At 64.1% G+C, this 18040-nt stretch carries 15 protein-coding genes; 3 read left to right on the forward strand and 12 right to left on the reverse strand.

Features of this window, described 5'->3' with window-relative positions:
- Window positions 1-18: 18 nt before the first annotated feature.
- The 3 genes from IPP68_05955 to IPP68_05965 form a co-directional block, all read right to left on the reverse strand.
- Window positions 19-1965 (reverse strand): hypothetical protein, encoded by a 1947-nt coding sequence (locus IPP68_05955; protein MBL0349900.1) that lies wholly within the window; start codon window positions 1963-1965, stop codon window positions 19-21.
- Window positions 1962-2849, reverse strand: coding sequence for a carboxypeptidase regulatory-like domain-containing protein (locus IPP68_05960; protein ID MBL0349901.1), 888 nt, complete (start codon window positions 2847-2849; stop codon window positions 1962-1964). Before IPP68_05960 ends, IPP68_05955 begins: the two co-directional genes overlap by 4 nt.
- Before the next feature lie 202 nt (window positions 2850-3051).
- Complete coding sequence (locus tag IPP68_05965) at window positions 3052-3594, reverse strand: hypothetical protein (protein MBL0349902.1); 543 nt, start codon at window positions 3592-3594, stop codon at window positions 3052-3054.
- A gap of 237 nt (window positions 3595-3831) precedes the next feature.
- Between IPP68_05965 and IPP68_05970 the strand changes: the two genes are divergently transcribed.
- The 3 genes from IPP68_05970 to IPP68_05980 are packed head-to-tail and all read left to right on the forward strand — an operon-like array spanning window position 3832 to window position 7649.
- Complete coding sequence (locus IPP68_05970) at window positions 3832-5520, forward strand: carboxypeptidase regulatory-like domain-containing protein (protein ID MBL0349903.1); 1689 nt, start codon at window positions 3832-3834, stop codon at window positions 5518-5520.
- A complete protein-coding gene (locus IPP68_05975; protein MBL0349904.1) occupies window positions 5508-6356 on the forward strand; it encodes a prepilin-type N-terminal cleavage/methylation domain-containing protein in 849 nt (282 codons plus the stop codon). The genes IPP68_05970 and IPP68_05975 overlap by 13 nt, the downstream gene beginning before the upstream one ends.
- The gene (locus tag IPP68_05980; protein ID MBL0349905.1) at window positions 6357-7649 is read left to right on the forward strand and encodes a hypothetical protein; all 1293 of its coding nucleotides are present in this window, start codon (window positions 6357-6359) and stop codon (window positions 7647-7649) included. It abuts the gene before it with no gap.
- Between the two features lie 27 nt (window positions 7650-7676).
- Here the strand turns inward: IPP68_05980 and surE are convergent, their stop codons facing one another.
- From surE to IPP68_06025, 9 genes are read right to left on the reverse strand one after another with little or no spacing between them, the layout of a single operon-like run.
- On the reverse strand, window positions 7677-8444 hold the full coding sequence (surE, locus tag IPP68_05985) for a 5'/3'-nucleotidase SurE (protein MBL0349906.1): 768 nt from the start codon (window positions 8442-8444) through the stop codon (window positions 7677-7679).
- A complete protein-coding gene (locus IPP68_05990) occupies window positions 8441-9541 on the reverse strand; it encodes a UDP-N-acetylglucosamine--N-acetylmuramyl-(pentapeptide) pyrophosphoryl-undecaprenol N-acetylglucosamine transferase (protein MBL0349907.1) in 1101 nt (366 codons plus the stop codon). Before IPP68_05990 ends, surE begins: the two co-directional genes overlap by 4 nt.
- A 1-nt stretch (window position 9542) precedes the next feature.
- Window positions 9543-10676: a putative lipid II flippase FtsW gene (gene ftsW / locus IPP68_05995; GenBank protein MBL0349908.1), complete on the reverse strand. Its 1134-nt coding sequence runs from the start codon at window positions 10674-10676 to the stop codon at window positions 9543-9545.
- Window positions 10673-12019 carry a UDP-N-acetylmuramoyl-L-alanine--D-glutamate ligase gene (gene murD, locus IPP68_06000; GenBank protein ID MBL0349909.1) on the reverse strand — a complete coding sequence of 449 codons (1347 nt, stop codon included), beginning with the start codon at window positions 12017-12019 and terminating at the stop codon, window positions 10673-10675. The genes ftsW and murD overlap by 4 nt, the downstream gene beginning before the upstream one ends.
- Window positions 12020-12049: 30 nt before the next feature.
- Window positions 12050-13138: a phospho-N-acetylmuramoyl-pentapeptide-transferase gene (locus IPP68_06005; GenBank protein MBL0349910.1), complete on the reverse strand. Its 1089-nt coding sequence runs from the start codon at window positions 13136-13138 to the stop codon at window positions 12050-12052.
- 1 nt (window position 13139) lies between these two features.
- Window positions 13140-14525 carry a UDP-N-acetylmuramoyl-tripeptide--D-alanyl-D-alanine ligase gene (locus tag IPP68_06010; protein ID MBL0349911.1) on the reverse strand — a complete coding sequence of 462 codons (1386 nt, stop codon included), beginning with the start codon at window positions 14523-14525 and terminating at the stop codon, window positions 13140-13142.
- A complete protein-coding gene (locus IPP68_06015; protein ID MBL0349912.1) occupies window positions 14526-16013 on the reverse strand; it encodes a UDP-N-acetylmuramoyl-L-alanyl-D-glutamate--2,6-diaminopimelate ligase in 1488 nt (495 codons plus the stop codon).
- Between the two features lie 14 nt (window positions 16014-16027).
- Complete coding sequence (locus IPP68_06020; GenBank protein MBL0349913.1) at window positions 16028-17740, reverse strand: penicillin-binding protein 2; 1713 nt, start codon at window positions 17738-17740, stop codon at window positions 16028-16030.
- Window positions 17740-18021, reverse strand: coding sequence for a hypothetical protein (locus IPP68_06025; protein MBL0349914.1), 282 nt, complete (start codon window positions 18019-18021; stop codon window positions 17740-17742). The genes IPP68_06020 and IPP68_06025 overlap by 1 nt, the downstream gene beginning before the upstream one ends.
- Window positions 18022-18040 lie beyond the last annotated feature (19 nt).

Raw genomic sequence — 18040 nt, forward strand, 5'->3', positions numbered from 1 at the left:
TCCGTTCATCGGGCCGATTCAGTAATTGATGTCGCTCGTCAGCGTCGCCCCGGAGGAAAGGATCACCGCCGTGGGCGTGCTTTGGCGCACCACCACCGACCCGTTGACCAAATCCGCGTAAAAGGCGTAAAGATTGTAATTCCCCGGGGTCGGGGCGCGGATTTGATAATACCCCTGTTCATCCGAGAGCGCGCTCACCCATCCCCCGTTGGCCGTCGCCCCCGTGGTGGAAAGGGCCGTCAAGTAGGCGGCGTTCAGCGCCGTGGGCACCGCCGACACCAACACGCCCGAGGGAATGGCCGCCCCTCCGTTCAGCACACGACCGGCCACGCCGCAGGCGTTGTTCACGACCGTGTAGGTCCCGACCGAAATCACGTTTCCTTCGTCCGCAAAGCCGACCATGGCGGTCACGCTCTCCGGACTGGTGATCTCGTTGACGGTGTAGTTCGTGGCGTTGATCGGCACGATTTCCCAGGTACCGGTGCCCACGTACGTGTCGAAATAGCCGTTGTATTGGACGCTGGTTTGGTTTCTCAGCGTCGTGCGGCCGCAGCAGTAATACACCTTCACCAGAAAACCTTCCGCCGGCGTCACTCCGTCGCTCAGAACCACGCGTCCCCGTAAAAACGCCGTGGCCTTGCGAACGAGATCCAGCGGGGTGTTTCCCCCGGGGGTGGATGCAAAATTGACGTATTGGGATTCGCTGTCGTTGTTGTTGACGTACAAACCGCCCCAACTCAAGGTCCGGTAATACCCGGCCGCGTTGGTGACTTTGACGGCGTTCATGGGATAAAAGACATTACCGTCGAGCGCAATGGTCGGCACGCCTCCCCCCGCGTTGCGGGTTTGGCCGGCGATGGCGACGTTGGCCGCCGGAGCCCCCAGACCGTTCCGATACGTCCCCTCGGTGATGCTCCCGCCGGGGAAAAAGCCGGGGTTGATGAATTGGAAGTTGTAGGCGTGAAGATCCGTTACCGCCGAGGACGCCCGGGCGATGTAGAACTGTTTGTAATAGTTATCAAAACCGTACGTGTAACCCCGCCCCAGAGCGGTCGACCAATAAACCGGAAACGTCCCCGTTCCCAGAGTCAGGCTGTAATTCACCACGGGGCGCCCCCCCACCCAAGTGACGGTCCCCCGGACCACATCGGACATTTCGTCTCCGCCGGTCAGAATTAGCGTCGGATCGACCGTCCCGGCCAAACACCGCGGGGCCGCTCCGGCCTGCTCGTATCGGCCCGAAACGTTCGGGTTGTCCTGCCATTCAAACGGCCGATACGCCATCGGATAGACGTCGCCGAAATCCAAATCGTTGTTCCCGCTGTCATAGGCCGAACCGTACGTGCGGTCGATGCCGCCGGTGCTGGAATACCGGACGAACTGCTCGCCCCGTCGCAACCCCGTCCCGCCGCCTTGAATCGGCGTCCCTTCGGAAAACCCGGGGTCCATGCCCACGCCGCGGCTCCACCCCACCCGGTCGTAGACCAGTCCCAACGCGGTGTCGTACAACTCCAACGCCCCCGCCCCTTCCGCCTCCGGCGTCGTCCCCCCGATTCCGTCCTCGACCACGGGAAAGATGTTCGGATCCCCCGCGGTGAAATGCCCCCCCGCCGCCAAATCCCAATAATCAAAATTGCTTCCCACCCCCGTGGTCGTCGTGTCCCACACCGCGTGGACCTGACGGGTGATTCCGTTGATGACCACGGGGTTGGTGTTGGCAAAAATCACGTAGGGACGTTCAAAATAGTAAAGGCCGCTGACGGGGGGTTCGTCAATCCAACGCAAATTAATCGGTTTGGCCGCGACGTCCTGCCCGGTTCGACGCTGAAACCGGAGACCCCAGCGCCGCCAGACGGCGTTGGGCAAAGACAGAGTGTAATGGGAGCCGTTCGACCACAGGTTATTCACCTGGGCTTCCGCCAGAAAAATCTCGACGTATTCCTGGTGAAAACCCGAAGTGGTCACGGTGTCCCCACCACCTGGGAGATGACGGGGCCCAGGTGGTACCATATTTTCCCGGACATTTGCCCGGTGCTCCGGGGTTGCAGGGTGAAATTCAATTGAACCGGGGAGTTGGCCGTGGTGATTCGGACGTCCGTGGCGGTTTGGGAGTCCTTGCCGGGGAGGCGCGCCTCAACGCTGTAAAGGCCCGAATACACCTGCAACTCGTAGGTGCCGTCGGATCGGGTGTATTTGCCGTCGTAGTTGCGGTAACTCCCCCCGGAGGAATTGACGTGCGATTGAAGAACATTGATTTGAACCCCCCGCAGGGGGGTCCCGCCCCCGTCCGTGACCGTTCCGCGAAGAACGGCCGGGATTTCAAAATCCAGCCCCACCTGTTTAACTTTGGCCGAAGTGTAGTAGTGCGTGCGGCCGTTTTCGGTCCACACCGTGGTCACGGTAATCCGCCGCATGTTGGTTTCCGGATCGGCGGAGGACGCCACGACCGCGAGGGCTTGACCGGCGCTGTTTTGGATCACCTTTTCGACCAGCGCGTAGGTGATGAAAACGGTGGAACCGACTTGCGTCGTTTCGGGGGGGTAATTCACCAAATCGACGTTCCGGGTCACATCGATGTTCGGGATCGCGGTGAGCGATGTCCCCACCAACAGCCGGTTGATCGGGGAAGCCAACAATTGGTTGAGCTCGCGTTCGGTCAGTTGAGCGGCCGTGGTGCCGGACCGCGACCGGGAAACCCCGACGCTGAGCTTGGAGAAAAACCGGGACCCGACCAGGAACACCGCCGAAATGAGAGCGAACCCCACCAACAATTCGACCAAAGAAAATCCGCTCCCCCGAAGCAATTCGGCGAAGGTGGAGCGTTGGAGCCGCTTTTTGAGTTCGTCCATTGGGGCCTCTTCCAGGCCCTAAAGGCTACCCCCGCGACGACCGGAATTCAAGGGCGGGCGGGGGCCGCGGGAACCGAACGGGCGGAGGTTTTCCTCGCCGGGGACCGCCCCCCGGGGACGCCGGGAACAATTAACCGAAACCCAAGGTCGGATTTAAATCGCTGGAAGGCGCCAAAAGCGCGAAGGAGCGGTGGGAAAATCGTCAGATGGACGCCGACGCCGGTGGGGGCGAGGCCAGGGAGGCCAGGCGGTTGACGAGGAGGCTGATCAAAACGATGAACGAAATGTGGGCGGCCTGTTCGCCCCAGGCGAGCGACGTCCGGTCCGGTCGGGTGGCTTGAATGCCGAGCAAAATGGCCGACACCACGGCGGCCTTGATCAGGGTGTTCCGGCGGGAACCGTAAATGGCCGAGGCGATGGGCGTGAGAGCCAAAATGAGCCAAATGGGATGGAAACTGTCACCCAAGAAATACACCAGGACGCTGTTGACGGCCAGGTTCAGGTACAAACGGATATGGACGTTCACGCCGCGAAGGTCCTGCGAAAGGTTTTTAAAGAAAAAAGGGAAGACCACGTTGTAAAAGACGGTGAAACCGAGGACCCCCGCGCAAACCAGTTGTTCCTTCTCGGGAATCGTGGCCAAAAATATCCCGAGGGTTCCGAGGATGAACGCCAAGGGGGTGGCGTAGGCGCCCACGAGGATGACGCGGCGGTCGGAATTCGAATTTTGCACGGTTGGGTTCATGGGGTGCCGTCCTTCAAAAGGGTTTGCGGTCGCGGCCCGCGGGCGCCGTGGGGGAATTGTAACCTACGCGCGGGGTCCTGGCTAGTCGGCCCCTCCCGCGGGGACGCCCGGGTAGCCCTCCGGGAGCCCATCGATCTGGTATATTATGTCCGCCCCAATACTCAGGAGACCCCTGTGCCGATTTCGCCGAGTTCCCCATTCCCCGCGCCGCGCCCCGCGGCGCTTCCGCGCGCACCGTTGCCCGCTGACGCCGGGTTGTCCCTGATCGAGCTTTCCTTGTCCATGGCCGTCATGGGCTTCCTCGTCATGGGAACCGTATTGGCGTTCCAGTGGGGCCTTCGGGCTTCCTTGAGCGCCCGCCGCCAAATGGCCGGAAACAACCTCCTTCAATCCATTCACACCCGCCTTCTCAACATGGACTTCTACAACGTTTTCGCGGTCAACACCAACAATCCAAATTTCGGCCTTTGGGCCGCGTATCCCGAAAGGACGGCTCTGACCACGCTCCTTCAATCGGCCCAAAACGTTGGTTTCACGGGGTTCACGATCGACGTGACGTTTATGCGGCGGGATTTGTCCGACGCCAACGGCAATGGATTGACAACGGACCTCGTCCCCTTCGCGGACGCCAACGGGGACGGCGTGGACGATTTCGACCCCAACATTCGTTTTTATGACCAAAACGGCGATGGGGATTTCTACGATCGCTACGGCCCCGCCAATATACCGGAGCAACCCGACACCCACATCAAGAAGCTGGACATCGTCCTCTTCAAAGGCAACGCGGCCGTGGCCTCGCGAAAAGACGATCTCCTGTCCCTCGAACAATTCAGCGGGACCGAAAGCGCCTCCTCGGAAGCGGCTTTTTCCCTGCGCGTGGACAACCCCGACAACACCGCGATCCTTTACCGCGCCCTCACCCCCGCCCAAACCAACGCGTTGAATCTTCCCATCGCCAAGTCCTTTCCCGTCGCGCCGACCGCCCTGCGGGCCGACGCGGGCGCGGCGTTGGTCTTCACCGGGCACACCGAGCCGTCGGCCACGGTCCAACTGCACCTCACCAACGCCAGCACCGGGACGGCGCTGGATTCCACCGTCACGGACACGAACGGGGATTTCAATTTTTCCGCGCCGAACCTCACCGGGCAATTGGTGGAAGGACGCAACCGAATCTACGCGCTGACCGTCAAGGGGTCCGGTTTTTCGCCCTACGTCATCAAAGAGTTGGTCTTGGACGGCACCCCCCCCGCCTTCACGGGCGCCGCGCCCACGGGAACCGTCAAAACCCGGTCGCCCCACGTGGGAATTCTTTTTAGGGACGCGACGACGGCCACGACCACCGTGAGCGGCATCGCCGCCGATGCGCTGACCTTCGTGGCCGCGGGAACGACCGTGGCCCACCGGTTCGAGGCGGCCACCGGCAAGTTGGCCTGTCAGGACGCCACCACGTATCTCCCCCCCACCTTTGCGGACGGGGAGAACGTGACGGTGCGCGTGGAAGGGGGCGACAACGCCCATTATAAATCGAGCCACACCTGGACCTTTCACGTCGACATCGACGACAACGACGACACGCCGCCGGTCGTGTTGGCCCGTCAACCCCTGGGCGCCGGCGCTTCCACGATTCCGACCATCGCCTGCCGTCTGGCCGACCCGGACAGCGGGATCGTGCCCCGAAGCCTCGTCTTGACCGTGGACGGAACGGTGGTGTTGAGTTCTTCCACCGCCTTGCCGCTCGGGTTGGGCTACGACGCCGAATCGGGTACTCTTTCCTACACCCCAACGGTTCCCTACGCCGCCGGTTCGTTCCACACCGTTCGGGTTCACGCGGACCATTGGGCCGAAACCCCCGCCGCCGCCGCCAATCGAACCCTCGACCCGGCCACCGACCCGGCCGCTGAATGGTCATTCACATGCGCGCCCTAAGCCGACCGGGCGGATTGACGCTGGTGGAAGTCGTGATCACCGTTGTCGTTTTGGGCATTCTGGCCGTGCCCACCGCTCATTTCATCGCTTCCCTCACCCAGGGGGTGACGAAGGCCTCGGTTCAATCGGCGGGCGGGGATCGGTTGAGAAACGCCGCCACGGCGCTCGAGCACGACGTCGTGGAAATGAATCAAATCAACGTGTCCAGCCCCACGGTCCTTGAGTTTCGGTTGGACAGCAACCGCTTGCCGACGTACAGCCCCGAAGGCGACCCGGACGGCGACGGCGTGCCGAACCTCAAGGACCCGGACGACGACAACGATTTGGGGACTTTGAGCCCGCCGGCCCAGGCTTGGCGTTACGGCGACGATTTGCGGGACGATGACGACGACAACGATGGGAAAATCGACCTTCAAGTCCGTTACACCTTGGCCAACGGGACGTTGACGCGGGACCAAAACGTCAACGAGGCGGGGTGGGGCCAGCGCCTCGAAGTCGTGGCCGACGATTTGCTCGCCTCCCCATCCGCCTTCACCTACTACGGCTCCAAAAACCAATCCTTGGGAAAGAAAATCGATCTCGGCAACGACGGCCTCCCGGCCACCGGCGACGCGGGGGAAAGCGACAACGTCATCGTGTCCACCGAGATCGATCGCGTCCCTCCCCCCACGGGCGGCGGGAACGCCAACGGGGCCATCGATACGGACGTGGAACGCCAATATATCGTTTCGCTCCACGTCGTTTTAAACCTGGATGCCAACCACGACGGGAAGGAAGACGGACGCCTGGAAACGGACTACGAACCCCCTCTTCTTCCCCTCAAGAGGTCCTTCTAAATGAGACCGTCCGCGTCCCGGGGATCCGCCTTCGTCAACGTGCTTATCCTCATGGCCTTCGTGGTTCCCCTGGTCCTTCTGTTCCTCAAGAGCGCCGCCCGGCAAAACAAGTCCGCCCTCCAGGAAAGGCAAATCAAGGAATCCCGGGCGCTGACGACCAACGTGATGGTCGACTTCATGCGCCAGTTTTCTCAAAACCAAACGGCGTCCTACCTGGACGCCTCCGCCCTCGCCCGACCGGAAACGTATTCCGGCGCGGGATTTTCGAACGTGACCACCGAAGTCAACGCCCTGGGCCATTTCATCTATTTCCGTTCGACGGGACGTTACGGCCGATCGGGAGCGACCTCCAAACATTTGGACGCCGTCATTCGATTCGCGGCGGACCTAACGCGGTTCGGCAATCTCTTCAACAACACGATCACCATCTCGGCCAGCGGCCCCACCTACAACGGCGGCTTCTACGTGAACGGGAACCTGACGGTCACGGGCGCCAACGCCACCTTCAACAGCGGGCCGGTGGTGGTGAAAGGCAACCTCACCGTGCCGGGGAGCGCCGTGTTTAACACCGACGTATACGTGGACGGAGCGACCGCCTTCAATGGCGCGACCGTCAACGGCGTCGTCTACCGTTACGTGCCAGACGTCGATTGGCCCTCCATCGACACGACCTACTACAGCCTCCACAACCACTACACCATCGACGGGACGTCGCAGACTTGGGTGTTCAGCGTTCAAACGAGCACCCAAGGGATTTTTACGGTTCAAGGAACGACGGTCGTGGTTAAAATTCCCTCCACGGGGGGGGTGTTTTTCGCCAACAACACGAACGTCACGATTCGGGGCACCGTGCGGGGGCGGGTGACCGTGGTGGTGGCGGGTCCGGCGTTGTCCGCCACGGCTGGGAATTTGCGGGTCAATGGATCGTTGGTTTACGCCAACGGAACGAACACCGCCAGCGCCCAGGATTCCTTCGCCGCCCTGGCCTCCAACAATATCCAAATCGATTGCACCATCGACCCGCCGCCCCAGGCGCCCAACAACACCCACTTCACGGTTTTAAACGGGGTCTTTTCCTCGGTCAACAGCGGGCAGGTGAACATGGTCAACGCCACGGGGGGCGGTTTTGCCGGCCTTAAATTTTACGGAACTCGAACCAATTTATTCACGTTGACCGCCGGCGGGGGAACCTGGACGCCCTCCGAATTCTATTACGACGCCAACCTCGTCAAATACGCGCCCCCCGGCCTCCCCGAAAAACCGAAACTGGTCACCTGGCGAACGTCGAATTAAGCGGGCCTTGCCCCCGCGGCCAATCGATTACGATCTCGCCGAAAACAAAAAGGGCCAGGGACGGTTCGTCGCCGGTCCGTCCTCCACGGTCGCCAGCAGCCGGAGAAGGCTCACGGAGATGGCCCGATGCGCCACCGCCCCGACGTCCGAATCTTTTTCGTCGACGCCCCGGGGAATCGCCCCGGCCATCCAATAATAATGTTGGCCCCGGGGGTCCCGCCGCCGGGTCAGCCGCCGACCGTAAATCCGCCGGCCCAGCCGGGTAACGAAGGCCCCGCGCAAATCCTTCCAGGCCACGTCCGGGACGTTCACGTTAAAGAAACAATGGGCCGGAAGCCCGTGCCGAAGCATCCAACGAACCAACGAACGGGCGAAGCGGGCGGCGGTGTCAAAGCGCGTACCGTCTTTGGACGTCAAGGACAGGGCAACGGACGGAAAACCCAGCAGGCAGCCTTCCTTGGCGGCCCCGACGGTTCCAGAATAAAGCGTGTCCGACCCCAAGTTGGCCCCCTGGTTGACGCCGGAAACCACCGCGTCCACCCGTTCCCGCAGGACCCCCGTGACCCCCAGGCGAACGCAATCGGCGGGCGTTCCGTTGGTGATGTACCAATCTTTTCGAATTTCCCGAAGCCGTATCGGTTTGTGCAGAGTGATGGCGTGGCTCGCCGCCGATCGTTCCTGCTGGGGCACCACCACCACGACGCGCCCCAACGGACGCAGGGCGCTCATTAAGGGCGCCAGCCCCGGCCCGTGAATGCCGTCGTCGTTCACCACCAAAATGGTCTTTTGCTTCACGAAAGGCCCTCTTTCCCGGCGGATTCCACCGCGTCCGCCAATCGGTCCGCGGCCCGCAGAAAATCCGCGGGCACCGACGCCAAACGGCGTTCGTTCTCCCGCCGCAGATCGGTCACGGACGGCCAACCGACCACCACCTCCGCAATCCGATCCACCGTCAATTCCTTTTCCGGGACGACCGTCGCCGCCCCGTCCCGGGCCAGGGCCTGGGCGTTGGCCGCTTGGTGATCGTTGGTCGCGTGGGGGAAGGGGACCAGGAGCGCTGTTTTTCCCATCCGGTAAATTTCCATCACGGTGTTCGCCCCCGCGCGTCCCACCGCCGCGTCGGCCGCCGAATACACCGCCGCCATATCGGAATAATAAGCCCGGACAAAAGCCCTCCGGCCGTCCCGTTCGTAGGCCGCGCGCACCGCGGCCTCGTCCGCCGCGCCGGTCAAATGGATAAATTGCCAGGTTTCGCCCGGACGCCGAAGGCGGGGCAACGCTTCGATCCATCGGGCGTTGAGGGCCCGGGCCCCCTGGCTCCCCCCGAACACCAAAATCGTTCCATCGTTTTCGTTCAACCCCAGGGCGCGGCGGGCGGCGCCGGGATCGCCCGGCGCCAGGTCCGGCCGAAGCGGAAGGCCCGTTTTCACGCAACGCTCGACCGGCAGTCCCATCGTTCCATCGAACGTGACGCCGATGGCCGCCGCCCAGCGCGACAGGAAGCGATTCGCCAAGCCGGCCCGGACGTTTTGCTCGTGCAAGACCAGCGGGATCCGATGGAGGCCCGCCCAGAGGCCCAGAGGCACCGACACGTAGCCCCCCATGCCGACGACCACCCCGGGCGATTCCCGGCGCCCGATGCGCGCGGCGCTTCGGTAGGCGGCCCAAGCCACCCACGGATAGGCGAGGGCCCCGAACGATAAGGCCCGGGGGAACCCTTCAAAAAACAACGCGCTGGAGGGAAAACCCTCGGCGGCCAAACGCGCCTGGGAGGCCTCGTCTTTCTTGACGACAAAATGGACGAGGTGGCCCCGCTGGCGCAGGGCTTTCCCCAAGGCCAACCCCGGCAGCAGATGGCCGCCGGTGCCGCCCGCCGCGAGACACACCCGCACGTCAGGCCCTTCCCCGGAATCCGGCGGCCGATCCGCCCGCGGCGTTGCGGCGGGAAACATTCAGCACCAAGCCGATGGCGGTGAACATCACGAGCAGGGAGGAGCCGCCGAAAGACACGAAAGGCAAGGGCATTCCCTTGGTGGGAAGCAAGCCGGTCACGACGCCCAAATTAATCAGCGCCTGTCCGCCGAGAAGCAAACCCACCCCCGCCGCCGTCAGCGCGTGAAAGGAGTGGGTGGCCTCCTTGGCGATTTGGAAACACCGGGTCGTCAAAACGAAGAAAATCGTCACCAGCAAGGCGGCCCCCCAAAAACCGAATTCCTCCCCGAAAATGGGAAAAATGAAATCCGTTTGGGATTCGGGCATGTAATACATCTTAATGGTGGACTCCCCCGACCCTTTCCCCCAAAACCCCCCGGAGCCCAGGGCCAGCAGCGATTGAACCAGCTGATAACCGGTTCCCTGGGCGTCCTGCCAGGGATCGAGGAAAGCCAACAGGCGTTGCCGACGGTAGGGGACCGCCAACACCGCCGTTCCGACGACCGGAAGAAGGGCCAACCCCAAGGTCGCCAAATGGGCGAGCCGGGCGCCGGCCAAATAAATCATCCCGACCGCCACCGATCCGATCAGGAGCGGCGTCCCCAGATCCCGCTCCAGGGCGATCAACCCCAAAACCACGCCCGTGAGGATCAGCGCCGGCACGACCCCCTCGGCAAATTTGGCCAGGCGGCTTTGTTTCCGATCCAAATAGTCCGCCAGGGCCAGGACCACGGCCAATTTGGCGAACTCCGACGGTTGGAGGCCCAAACCGCCCAGGCGAAGCCACCGCTTGGCCCCGCCCACTTCGTGGCCCACCGCCAAAACCAAAACCAAAAGAATCACGACAGCGGCCAGGAGGGGCCGGCTCCATTTTTGGACGCGGGCCAGGGGCATTCGAAGGGCGACCATCAGGCCCCCCAAGCCCAAGCCGCTCCAAATCATCTGGCGCTTTAAAAAGTAGTACTGATCGCCGAAACGCCCGTCCGCCACCAGGGCGCTGGCGGAATAAAGGATCATCCAACCGACGACGGCGAGAATCGCGGTCAAACCGAACACGACGCGGTCCGGCGAGGCGGGCGCGGCCGCGCGCGTCACGGGAGGGCGTCCACGAGTTTCTTAAACCGGCGGCCCCGGTCTTCAAAATTCAAAAATTGATCAAAGGAAGCGCAGGCGGGCGAAAGCAAAACGGTGTCCCCCCGCCGGGCCGTGGCCGCCGCCCGTTGCACGGCGGCCGCCAACGTGCCGCACCGAACCACGGGGACGCTCCCCTGCAAATCCCGGGCGATGAGCGGGGCGGCTTCACCGATCAAAAGGATTTCCGCCACGCGCCGGGGCAGGAGTTCGCGCAGGGGACGGTAGGGAGATCCTTTGTGTTCCCCCCCCAGAATAAGCCGAACCGGGCCCCCGAAGGCCTGGAGCGCCACGCGGGTGGAGTCGACGTTGGTGGCTTTGGAATCGTTGACGAAATCGACCCCGCGCCATCGGCGAACGCTTTCCAACCGGTGCTCCACCCCTGGAAAATCGCGCAGGGCGCGGGCGATGGCCGGGGCCGACAACCCCAACAGGCGGGCGCAGGCGGTCGCCGCTTCCGCGTTTTCGATGTTGTGCCGGCCGGGCAGATGGGCCGGCGCGGGCCAGGCGCCCCCCGCCCCGGGCAACGACGAACGAAGACGCCGGCCGTCCCACCGCACCCCGGGCGAACGGCGGCCGAACCACGTCACGCGGCCGGGCGCCAAACCGGCCAGTCGGCGGCACCAGAGGTCCCGATCGTTCAACACGCCCGCGTCGTCCGTCCCCTGATTTTGAAACATCCGAAATTTGGTCCGGGCGTAATTCTCCAAGGTGCCGTGGCGGCCCAAATGGTCGGGCGTGACGTTCAGGACCGCTCCGACGGCGGGGCGGAAGGCCGAGGCGGTTTCCAGCTGGTAACTGGACACTTCGAGGATCAAAACCGTTTCGGTCCCGACGTCGTCGATCAAATCGCACAGGGGCGTGCCGATGTTCCCGCCCACCACCGTGGGCCGCCCGTCCGCGCGGGCCATGGCCCCCAGAAGGGCCGTCGTGGTCGTTTTGCCGTTGGTGCCCGTGATCGCGGCCGTTCGGGCGGGCCAACGACCCGCCGCGCAAAGCGCCCGATACCCCAACTCGAGCTCCCCCCACACCCAGGCCCCGCGACGAGCGGCGGGGCTCCACACCCGCGCCGAAACACCGGGGCTCGGAACAATTAAATCCCATTTCTCGTCCAGGAGCCGGTGCCGCCCCGTTTCCCTCGCGACGGAGCGGGGAAGACGACGCGTCCATTCCGCGACCGCCCCCGCCGGGCGGCTTTCGGTCACCGCGACCCGGGCGCCGCAACGCGACAACAGGGTCGCGGCGGCGGCCCCGGATTTGCCGAGGCCCACCACCAGCGTCCGACGTCCATCGAGCCAGCGTGTCAACGCGTCCAGGCCGTTCACGAAAATCCTTTTCTAACGAATTTTGAGGGAGGTCATGGCCAACAAAGCCAACACAATGGCCACGATCCAAAATCGAATCGTCACTTTGGTTTCGGCCAAACCGCCCATTTCGAAATGGTGGTGCAGAGGCGCCATGCGGAACACCCGACGGCCGTTCAACAAACGGATCGATCCGATTTGCAAAAGGACCGAGACCGCCTCCGCGACGAAAATGCCGCCGGTCACGACCAAAAGTAATTCCTGCTGCAGGCAAAGCGCCACCACGCCCAACGCCCCGCCCAGGGGGAGGGACCCCGTGTCCCCCATGAAAATTTCCGCCGGGTGAGCGTTGAACCACAGAAAGCCCAGGCAGGCGCCGCCCATGGCGGCCAGGAGAACGGTCAATTCCCCGGCGCCGGGCACCGGGACGATGCGAAGATAATGGGACAACCGCGCGTGGCCGGCCAGGTAGGCGAAAATCGCGAAGGACAGGGCGCTGACCAGGAGCGTGCCGGCGGCGAGACCGTCGAGGCCGTCGGTTAGGTTCACCGCGTTGGAGGAGCCGACGATGACCAGGACCGCCAGGAGCAGGGCGGCGGCGCCCAGGGGGATGGGGAGGTTTTTCACGAAGGGGACCATCAATTGATGGGCGAACAATTCGTTCGGCGGGCACCGATACAAATACGCCCCGACGGCCGCGGCCAAGAGCAATTGGGCCCCCAACTTAAAGAGGCGGGACAATCCGCCCGCCGGATGCTTCAACAGCCATTTTCGGTAATCGTCAAAAAAACCGAGCGTCGCCATATACACCATCGCCGCGCTCACCAGAAGCACGAAGCGGTTGTCCGGCCGCGCCCACAGAAACGTCGTCAAAAGAATGGCGCCCACGATCAACACCCCGCCCATGGTCGGCGTTCCCGCTTTTTTGAGATGGGTCTGGGGCCCGTATTCCCGGATGGACTGACCCATTTTCAGTTTTTTTAAAAATTCGATGAAGTGGGGCCCCACCCACAGCCAGATCCCCAGGGCGGTCAGAAAGGCGCCTCCCGCCCGAAAGGTGATGTATTGAAAAAGGTTAAACGCCGAAAAAACCTCCCGGTACTGCGCCAAATAGTAAAGCATGTCAGTCCTTCCCCTCCTTGTCGAACAGCGGAGTCGAAAATTCCTCGAGCCGCGCCCCGCGTGACCCTTTAAAATAAATCGCCGCGCCGGATTCCACCCCGTCGGCCAGGGCGCGCGCCAGGGCAGGCCGGTCCGTGGTCGCGAAAAACCGCGCCCGGCCGCCGGACGACCGGTAGGCCTCCTCAATCCAACGGGCCTCCGGTCCCACGAAAAAAACGGCCGTGAGCGACAAGGCCGCCAGCGTCGACCCCAGGGCCCGGTGTTCGGCCTCCGCGTGGGGGCCCAATTCCAACATGCTACCTAAAACGGCGTACCGGGGTCGTTCGGGGTAGGCGTCCACAAAGCTGCGCAACCCCGCCGCCATGGAATCGGGATTGGCGTTGTAGGCGTCCAAAACGAACAGCGTGCCGTCTTTCCGTCGACGAACCTCCATGCGTCCCGGCGGCGGTGAAAACGATTCCAGGGCCGCGGTGAGGGACGGCAGAGGCACCCGCTCCCAGAGCGCCACCGCGGCGGCGGCCAGGGCGTTGGTCACGTTGAAGACGCCCGGCACGGGCAATTGCACGGCGCGGCGGGATCCCGCCACGACCAAATCGAAAGCCACCCGGGGTTCCTGCCGGATGTTTTCGGCCCGCACGTCCGCCCCCGGCGAGCGGCCGAAGGTCACCACGGAGCACCGGGCCGACGCTTTGCGGTCCATCAAAAGGGGATCGTCCGCGTTCAAAAAAGCCACCCCGTCGCTGGGCAAAGATTCCACGAGTTCCCACTTGGCGTCGGCCACTCCCGCCAAACTGCCGAAAAATTCCAAATGGGCCCGGCCGACGCCCGTCAACACGCCGACCGTGGGTCGCGCCAATTCGCACAACCCCGCAATGTCGCCCCGGGCCGAGGCCCCCATTTCCAGAACCGCGTGGGTGTGCGCTTTGCTCATCTCCAACATCATGAGGGGAAGGCCGATTTGGCTGTTGAGATTTCCCCGGGTGGACAAGACCCGTTTTCCCCCGGAACGCAACACGTGGGAAAGCATTTCCTTGGTGGTGGTTTTCCCGTTCGACCCGGTGATTCCGATCACCCTGGCCGCCATTTTTTCCCGGTGGGTCCGGGCCAGCGCCTGAAGGGCTTTTAAAGTGTCCGAAACCCGGATGACCGAGACCCCCTCGGGCACGGACGGAGGGTCTTTTTCCACCAGACACCCGCTGGCGCCCCGGGCAAACACGTCCGCCAAAAAGGCGTGCCCATCCTGGCGCGCGCCTTTCAACGCCACGAACACGTCGCCCGGTTCCACCGCCCGGGAATCCACGACGAAACGGGCCGCGGGCGACACCCCCGTGTGGGTGAGACGTCCCCCGGCCCAGCGGGCCAATTCGGTCCAGGCGTACGGCAGCATCTAGCGGGACACTCGCTCGATCAAACGACGGCGCGCTTCCGCGCGATCGTCAAAGGGCACCGGACCGCCGGCGAAAATCTGATAGGTTTCGTGGCCCTTGCCGGCCAGCAGCACGATGTCCCCCGGACCCGCCAGGGCCACGGCCCGCGCGATGGCTTCTCCCCGATCCACGATCACGTCGTGGGCCCGCCCCGGCACCCGACGAACGCCGGCTTCCACCTCGTGCGCAATTTGGACCGGGTCCTCGGACCGGGGATTGTCCGACGTCACGACCACGTGGTCCGACAAACGGGCGGCGACCTCCCCCATGAGGGGTCGTTTTGTTTTGTCCCGATCGCCCCCGCAGCCGAACAGAACGATCAACCGGCCCGCCGTCAACGGGCGCAGGGTTTGCAAAACGTTTTTGAGCGCGTCGTCGGTGTGGGCGTAATCGACGAACACTTCAAACCCCGCGCGGCTCGGCGTCGGAATTCCGCAGTCGTGTTCCGTCACGCGCTCGAGCCGGCCGGGAACGCCCACCACGGACTCCAAACCGCGAACCACGTCGGGCAACGAAAGTCCCAGCGCCAATCCGCCGCCCGCGGCCGCGAGCGCGTTGTACACGTTGTGACGCCCGACCAAATGCAAGGCCACCCGCGCGGCGCCCGCGGGCGTCCGCAATTCAAATTGAGAGCCGGCCGCGTTCAACTTCAAATCCGCCGCCCCGATGTCCGCCGGGCGCTCCAGGGCGTAGGTCCAACGGGGCACGGCGGCTCGTTCCAGGAAACGCGGCGCCCAGGGATCGTCCCCGTTGATCAACGCGCGCCGGTCGCCCGGCCCCTCCCGCCGAACCAACAGGTCGAACAGGCGCGCCTTGGCGTTGAAGTAGCCCTCCATGTCCTTGTGGAAATCCAAGTGATCCCGGGTGAGGTTGGTAAAAACGCCGACGGCGAAAGCCACGTCCTCCACCCGCCCCAAGGCGAGGGAATGGCTCGAGACCTCCATGGCGACGTCCGTCACTCCGGCGGCTTTCATTCCCGCGAGCAACCGTTGGACCTCGGCCGCCATGGGGGTGGTGTTGACCGCGTTTTCCACGTGTCCCGGCCAGCGGTATTCGATGGTGCCCAACACCCCGGCCCGCCGGCCGGCCCCCCGCAACAGAGTTTCCATCATGTAGGTGATGGTCGTTTTTCCGTTGGTCCCGGTCACGCCCAACACCCGCATCGAACGGGACGGGTGGCCGTGGAATCGTGCCGCCACGGTCGAAAGAATTTTTTCGGTGGAAGGCACGATCGCGGTGGGGACCTTTTCCCCCACCGGCGTTTCCACCAGGAGCGCCACCGCGCCCGCGCGCACGGCCTCCGCGGCGTGGCGGTGGCCGTCCACGTGGTGGCCCCGCAAGGCGACGAACAGGTCCCCCGGCCGCACGCGACGGGAATCGCAGGCCACCCCGTGGAGGTCCGCGTCGAAGGACGGTCCCTCCCAACGGGCTTCCAGCCCTTCCAGCAACGACCGAAGCGACGTCACGTCCGCCCCGCGCCCCGGGGCCGTTCCGCGAACCGGTCGGTTTGATCCGAGGGGACGCCCAACTTGATCAAGGTTTGCCAGGCCACGTTTCGAAACACGGGCCCCGCGTTGTAACCGCCCCAGGCAATTCCCTTGGGTTCGTCAAAAACCACGACGATCGTCAGGCGGGGACGGGAGGCCGGCGCGAACCCGCAAAACGACGCCACGAAACGATCGGGGTAATACGCGCGGGTGGCGGGATTGGTTTTTTGCGCCGTTCCGGTTTTCCCCGCCACGGTCCAGCCGCCGAGGGCGGCGTCGCGGCCCGTGCCGCGATCCACGACGCCCCGCAATAAATTCGTCAACGTGGCCGACGTTTCGGTGGAAATTACCCGCCGCACCGCGGCCCCCAGGGGCCACTCGCGGACCGTCCCGTCCGGCCGCTCAAGACCCAAACACAACCGCGGCTCCACCAGGGTTCCTCCGTTGGCGACGGCGCTGTAGGCGCCCGCCAATTGGACGGCCGTCACCCCCACTTCCTGCCCGAAAGAAACCACCGGGAGGGAGGCCCCGCTCCATTGGCGGAGCGGCCGCAGCAATCCCGGGCTTTCCCCGGCGAGGTCGGCCCCGGCTCGAACCCCGAAACCGAAGGCGCGGATGTAATCGAAAAGTTTTTCGGACCCCAGCCGAAGGCCCACCTTGGCCAAACCAATGTTGGACGACACTTCCATGGCCCGGGCGAAAGAAATGATCTTTTCCGGTTGGTGGTCGTTGATGGCGATGGAGGAGTATTTCCAATGCCCCCGCTCGCAGTCAAAAGCGTCGCGCGGGGCCACCAGCCCTTCTTCCAACGCGGCGGCGGCCGTCACGAGCTTGAAGGTGGATCCCGGCTCAAACACCCATTGAATCCCGGGCACCCCGAGTTCTTCGGCCGACGGCGCCGCGTCCTCGCCCCGCGGAAGGGCCGGGCGGTTGGCCATGGCCAACACTTCCCCCGTCCGCGGATCCTGAACCAGGATCAATCCGGCGCGGGAGCGGGAACGGGCCATGCCGGCGTCCAGTTCCCGTTCGGCGATGTATTGGATGGATCGATCGATGGACAAGCGCAATTCCCCGGTGTCGGAGGGGCCCGCTTCCTCCTCCGCCAGGGCCACCCGCTCCCCCCGACCGTCGCGAAAAGCCCGGCGGGGAGCCCGGCGGTCCACCAAGTCCGCGTCGAAGGCGTATTCGAGGCCCGAGAGACCCTGCCCTTCCTCGCCCACGTAGCCCAGGAGCGAAGACGCCAGAGAACCGTTGGGATACGCTCGGTGGTATTCCCAGCGAAGGCCCACCCCGTCCCATTTTTCTTTTTCGAGGGCCTGGGTTTCCTCCACGGACAAAAAGCGCTTGACCCAGACAAAGGCGTTTCGCGATTCGCGGATTTTGGACAAGAGCGGCCCGGGCGGCAGGTGGAGCAGCGCCGCCAACCGCTGAACGGTGGCCTCCGGACGCCGCAAAAGTCGGGGATCGGCGTAACAGGAGGCGACCCGCACCGATTCGGCCAACACCGCGCCGTTGCGATCCACGATGGGCAGTCGCCGGGGCGCCTCGTTCAGCCACCGGCTGGATTGCTGGAGAACGCGCCGGGAAAAGTCCGCGTGGCACCACAACTGGAGGAACGCCAATCGGGCCAGCACGCCGGCAAACCCGAGGGTCAACAGCGCGAGGAGATGGGGGAAGCGACGGGGCACTAGGAATCGCGGACGAAACGAAGTTGGTCGGGCTGCGGGAGGCGGAGGGAAAAACGGGATTGGGCGGCCTGGTCCAGGCGGGCCAGGGACAAGGTGGCGTCGGACCGCCGGAGCGCCGACTGCTCGCGCCGTTCCCATTCCGCGATGGAGCGGCGAAGGGCCTGCGCCCGATAGGACAACCGCATCGCCTGGATGTGCATCCAGGCGGAAAAGGTCAACGTTGAAAAAAGCCCCAGCCCCGCGAGGGCCAAAGCCGGTCCCGCACCTTGATTGAAGCGCACCGCGCGCCTCCCGTTCCGT

The sequence above is a fragment of the Elusimicrobiota bacterium genome (assembly GCA_016722575.1).
Lineage (GTDB): Bacteria > Elusimicrobiota > Elusimicrobia > FEN-1173 > FEN-1173 > JADKIY01.

What these genes read in the sequence shown, in the direction of transcription:
- IPP68_05960 (MBL0349901.1), bottom strand. Translation starts at nt 2,849, where the DNA reads ATGGACGAACTCAAAAAGCGGCTCCAACGCTCCACCTTCGCCGAATTG.
- IPP68_05965 (MBL0349902.1), bottom strand. Translation starts at nt 3,594, where the DNA reads ATGAACCCAACCGTGCAAAATTCGAATTCCGACCGCCGCGTCATCCTC.
- IPP68_05975 (MBL0349904.1), top strand. Translation starts at nt 5,508, where the DNA reads ATGCGCGCCCTAAGCCGACCGGGCGGATTGACGCTGGTGGAAGTCGTG.
- IPP68_05980 (MBL0349905.1), top strand. Translation starts at nt 6,357, where the DNA reads ATGAGACCGTCCGCGTCCCGGGGATCCGCCTTCGTCAACGTGCTTATC.
- IPP68_06005 (MBL0349910.1), bottom strand. Translation starts at nt 13,138, where the DNA reads ATGCTTTACTATTTGGCGCAGTACCGGGAGGTTTTTTCGGCGTTTAAC.
- IPP68_06010 (MBL0349911.1), bottom strand. Translation starts at nt 14,525, where the DNA reads ATGCTGCCGTACGCCTGGACCGAATTGGCCCGCTGGGCCGGGGGACGT.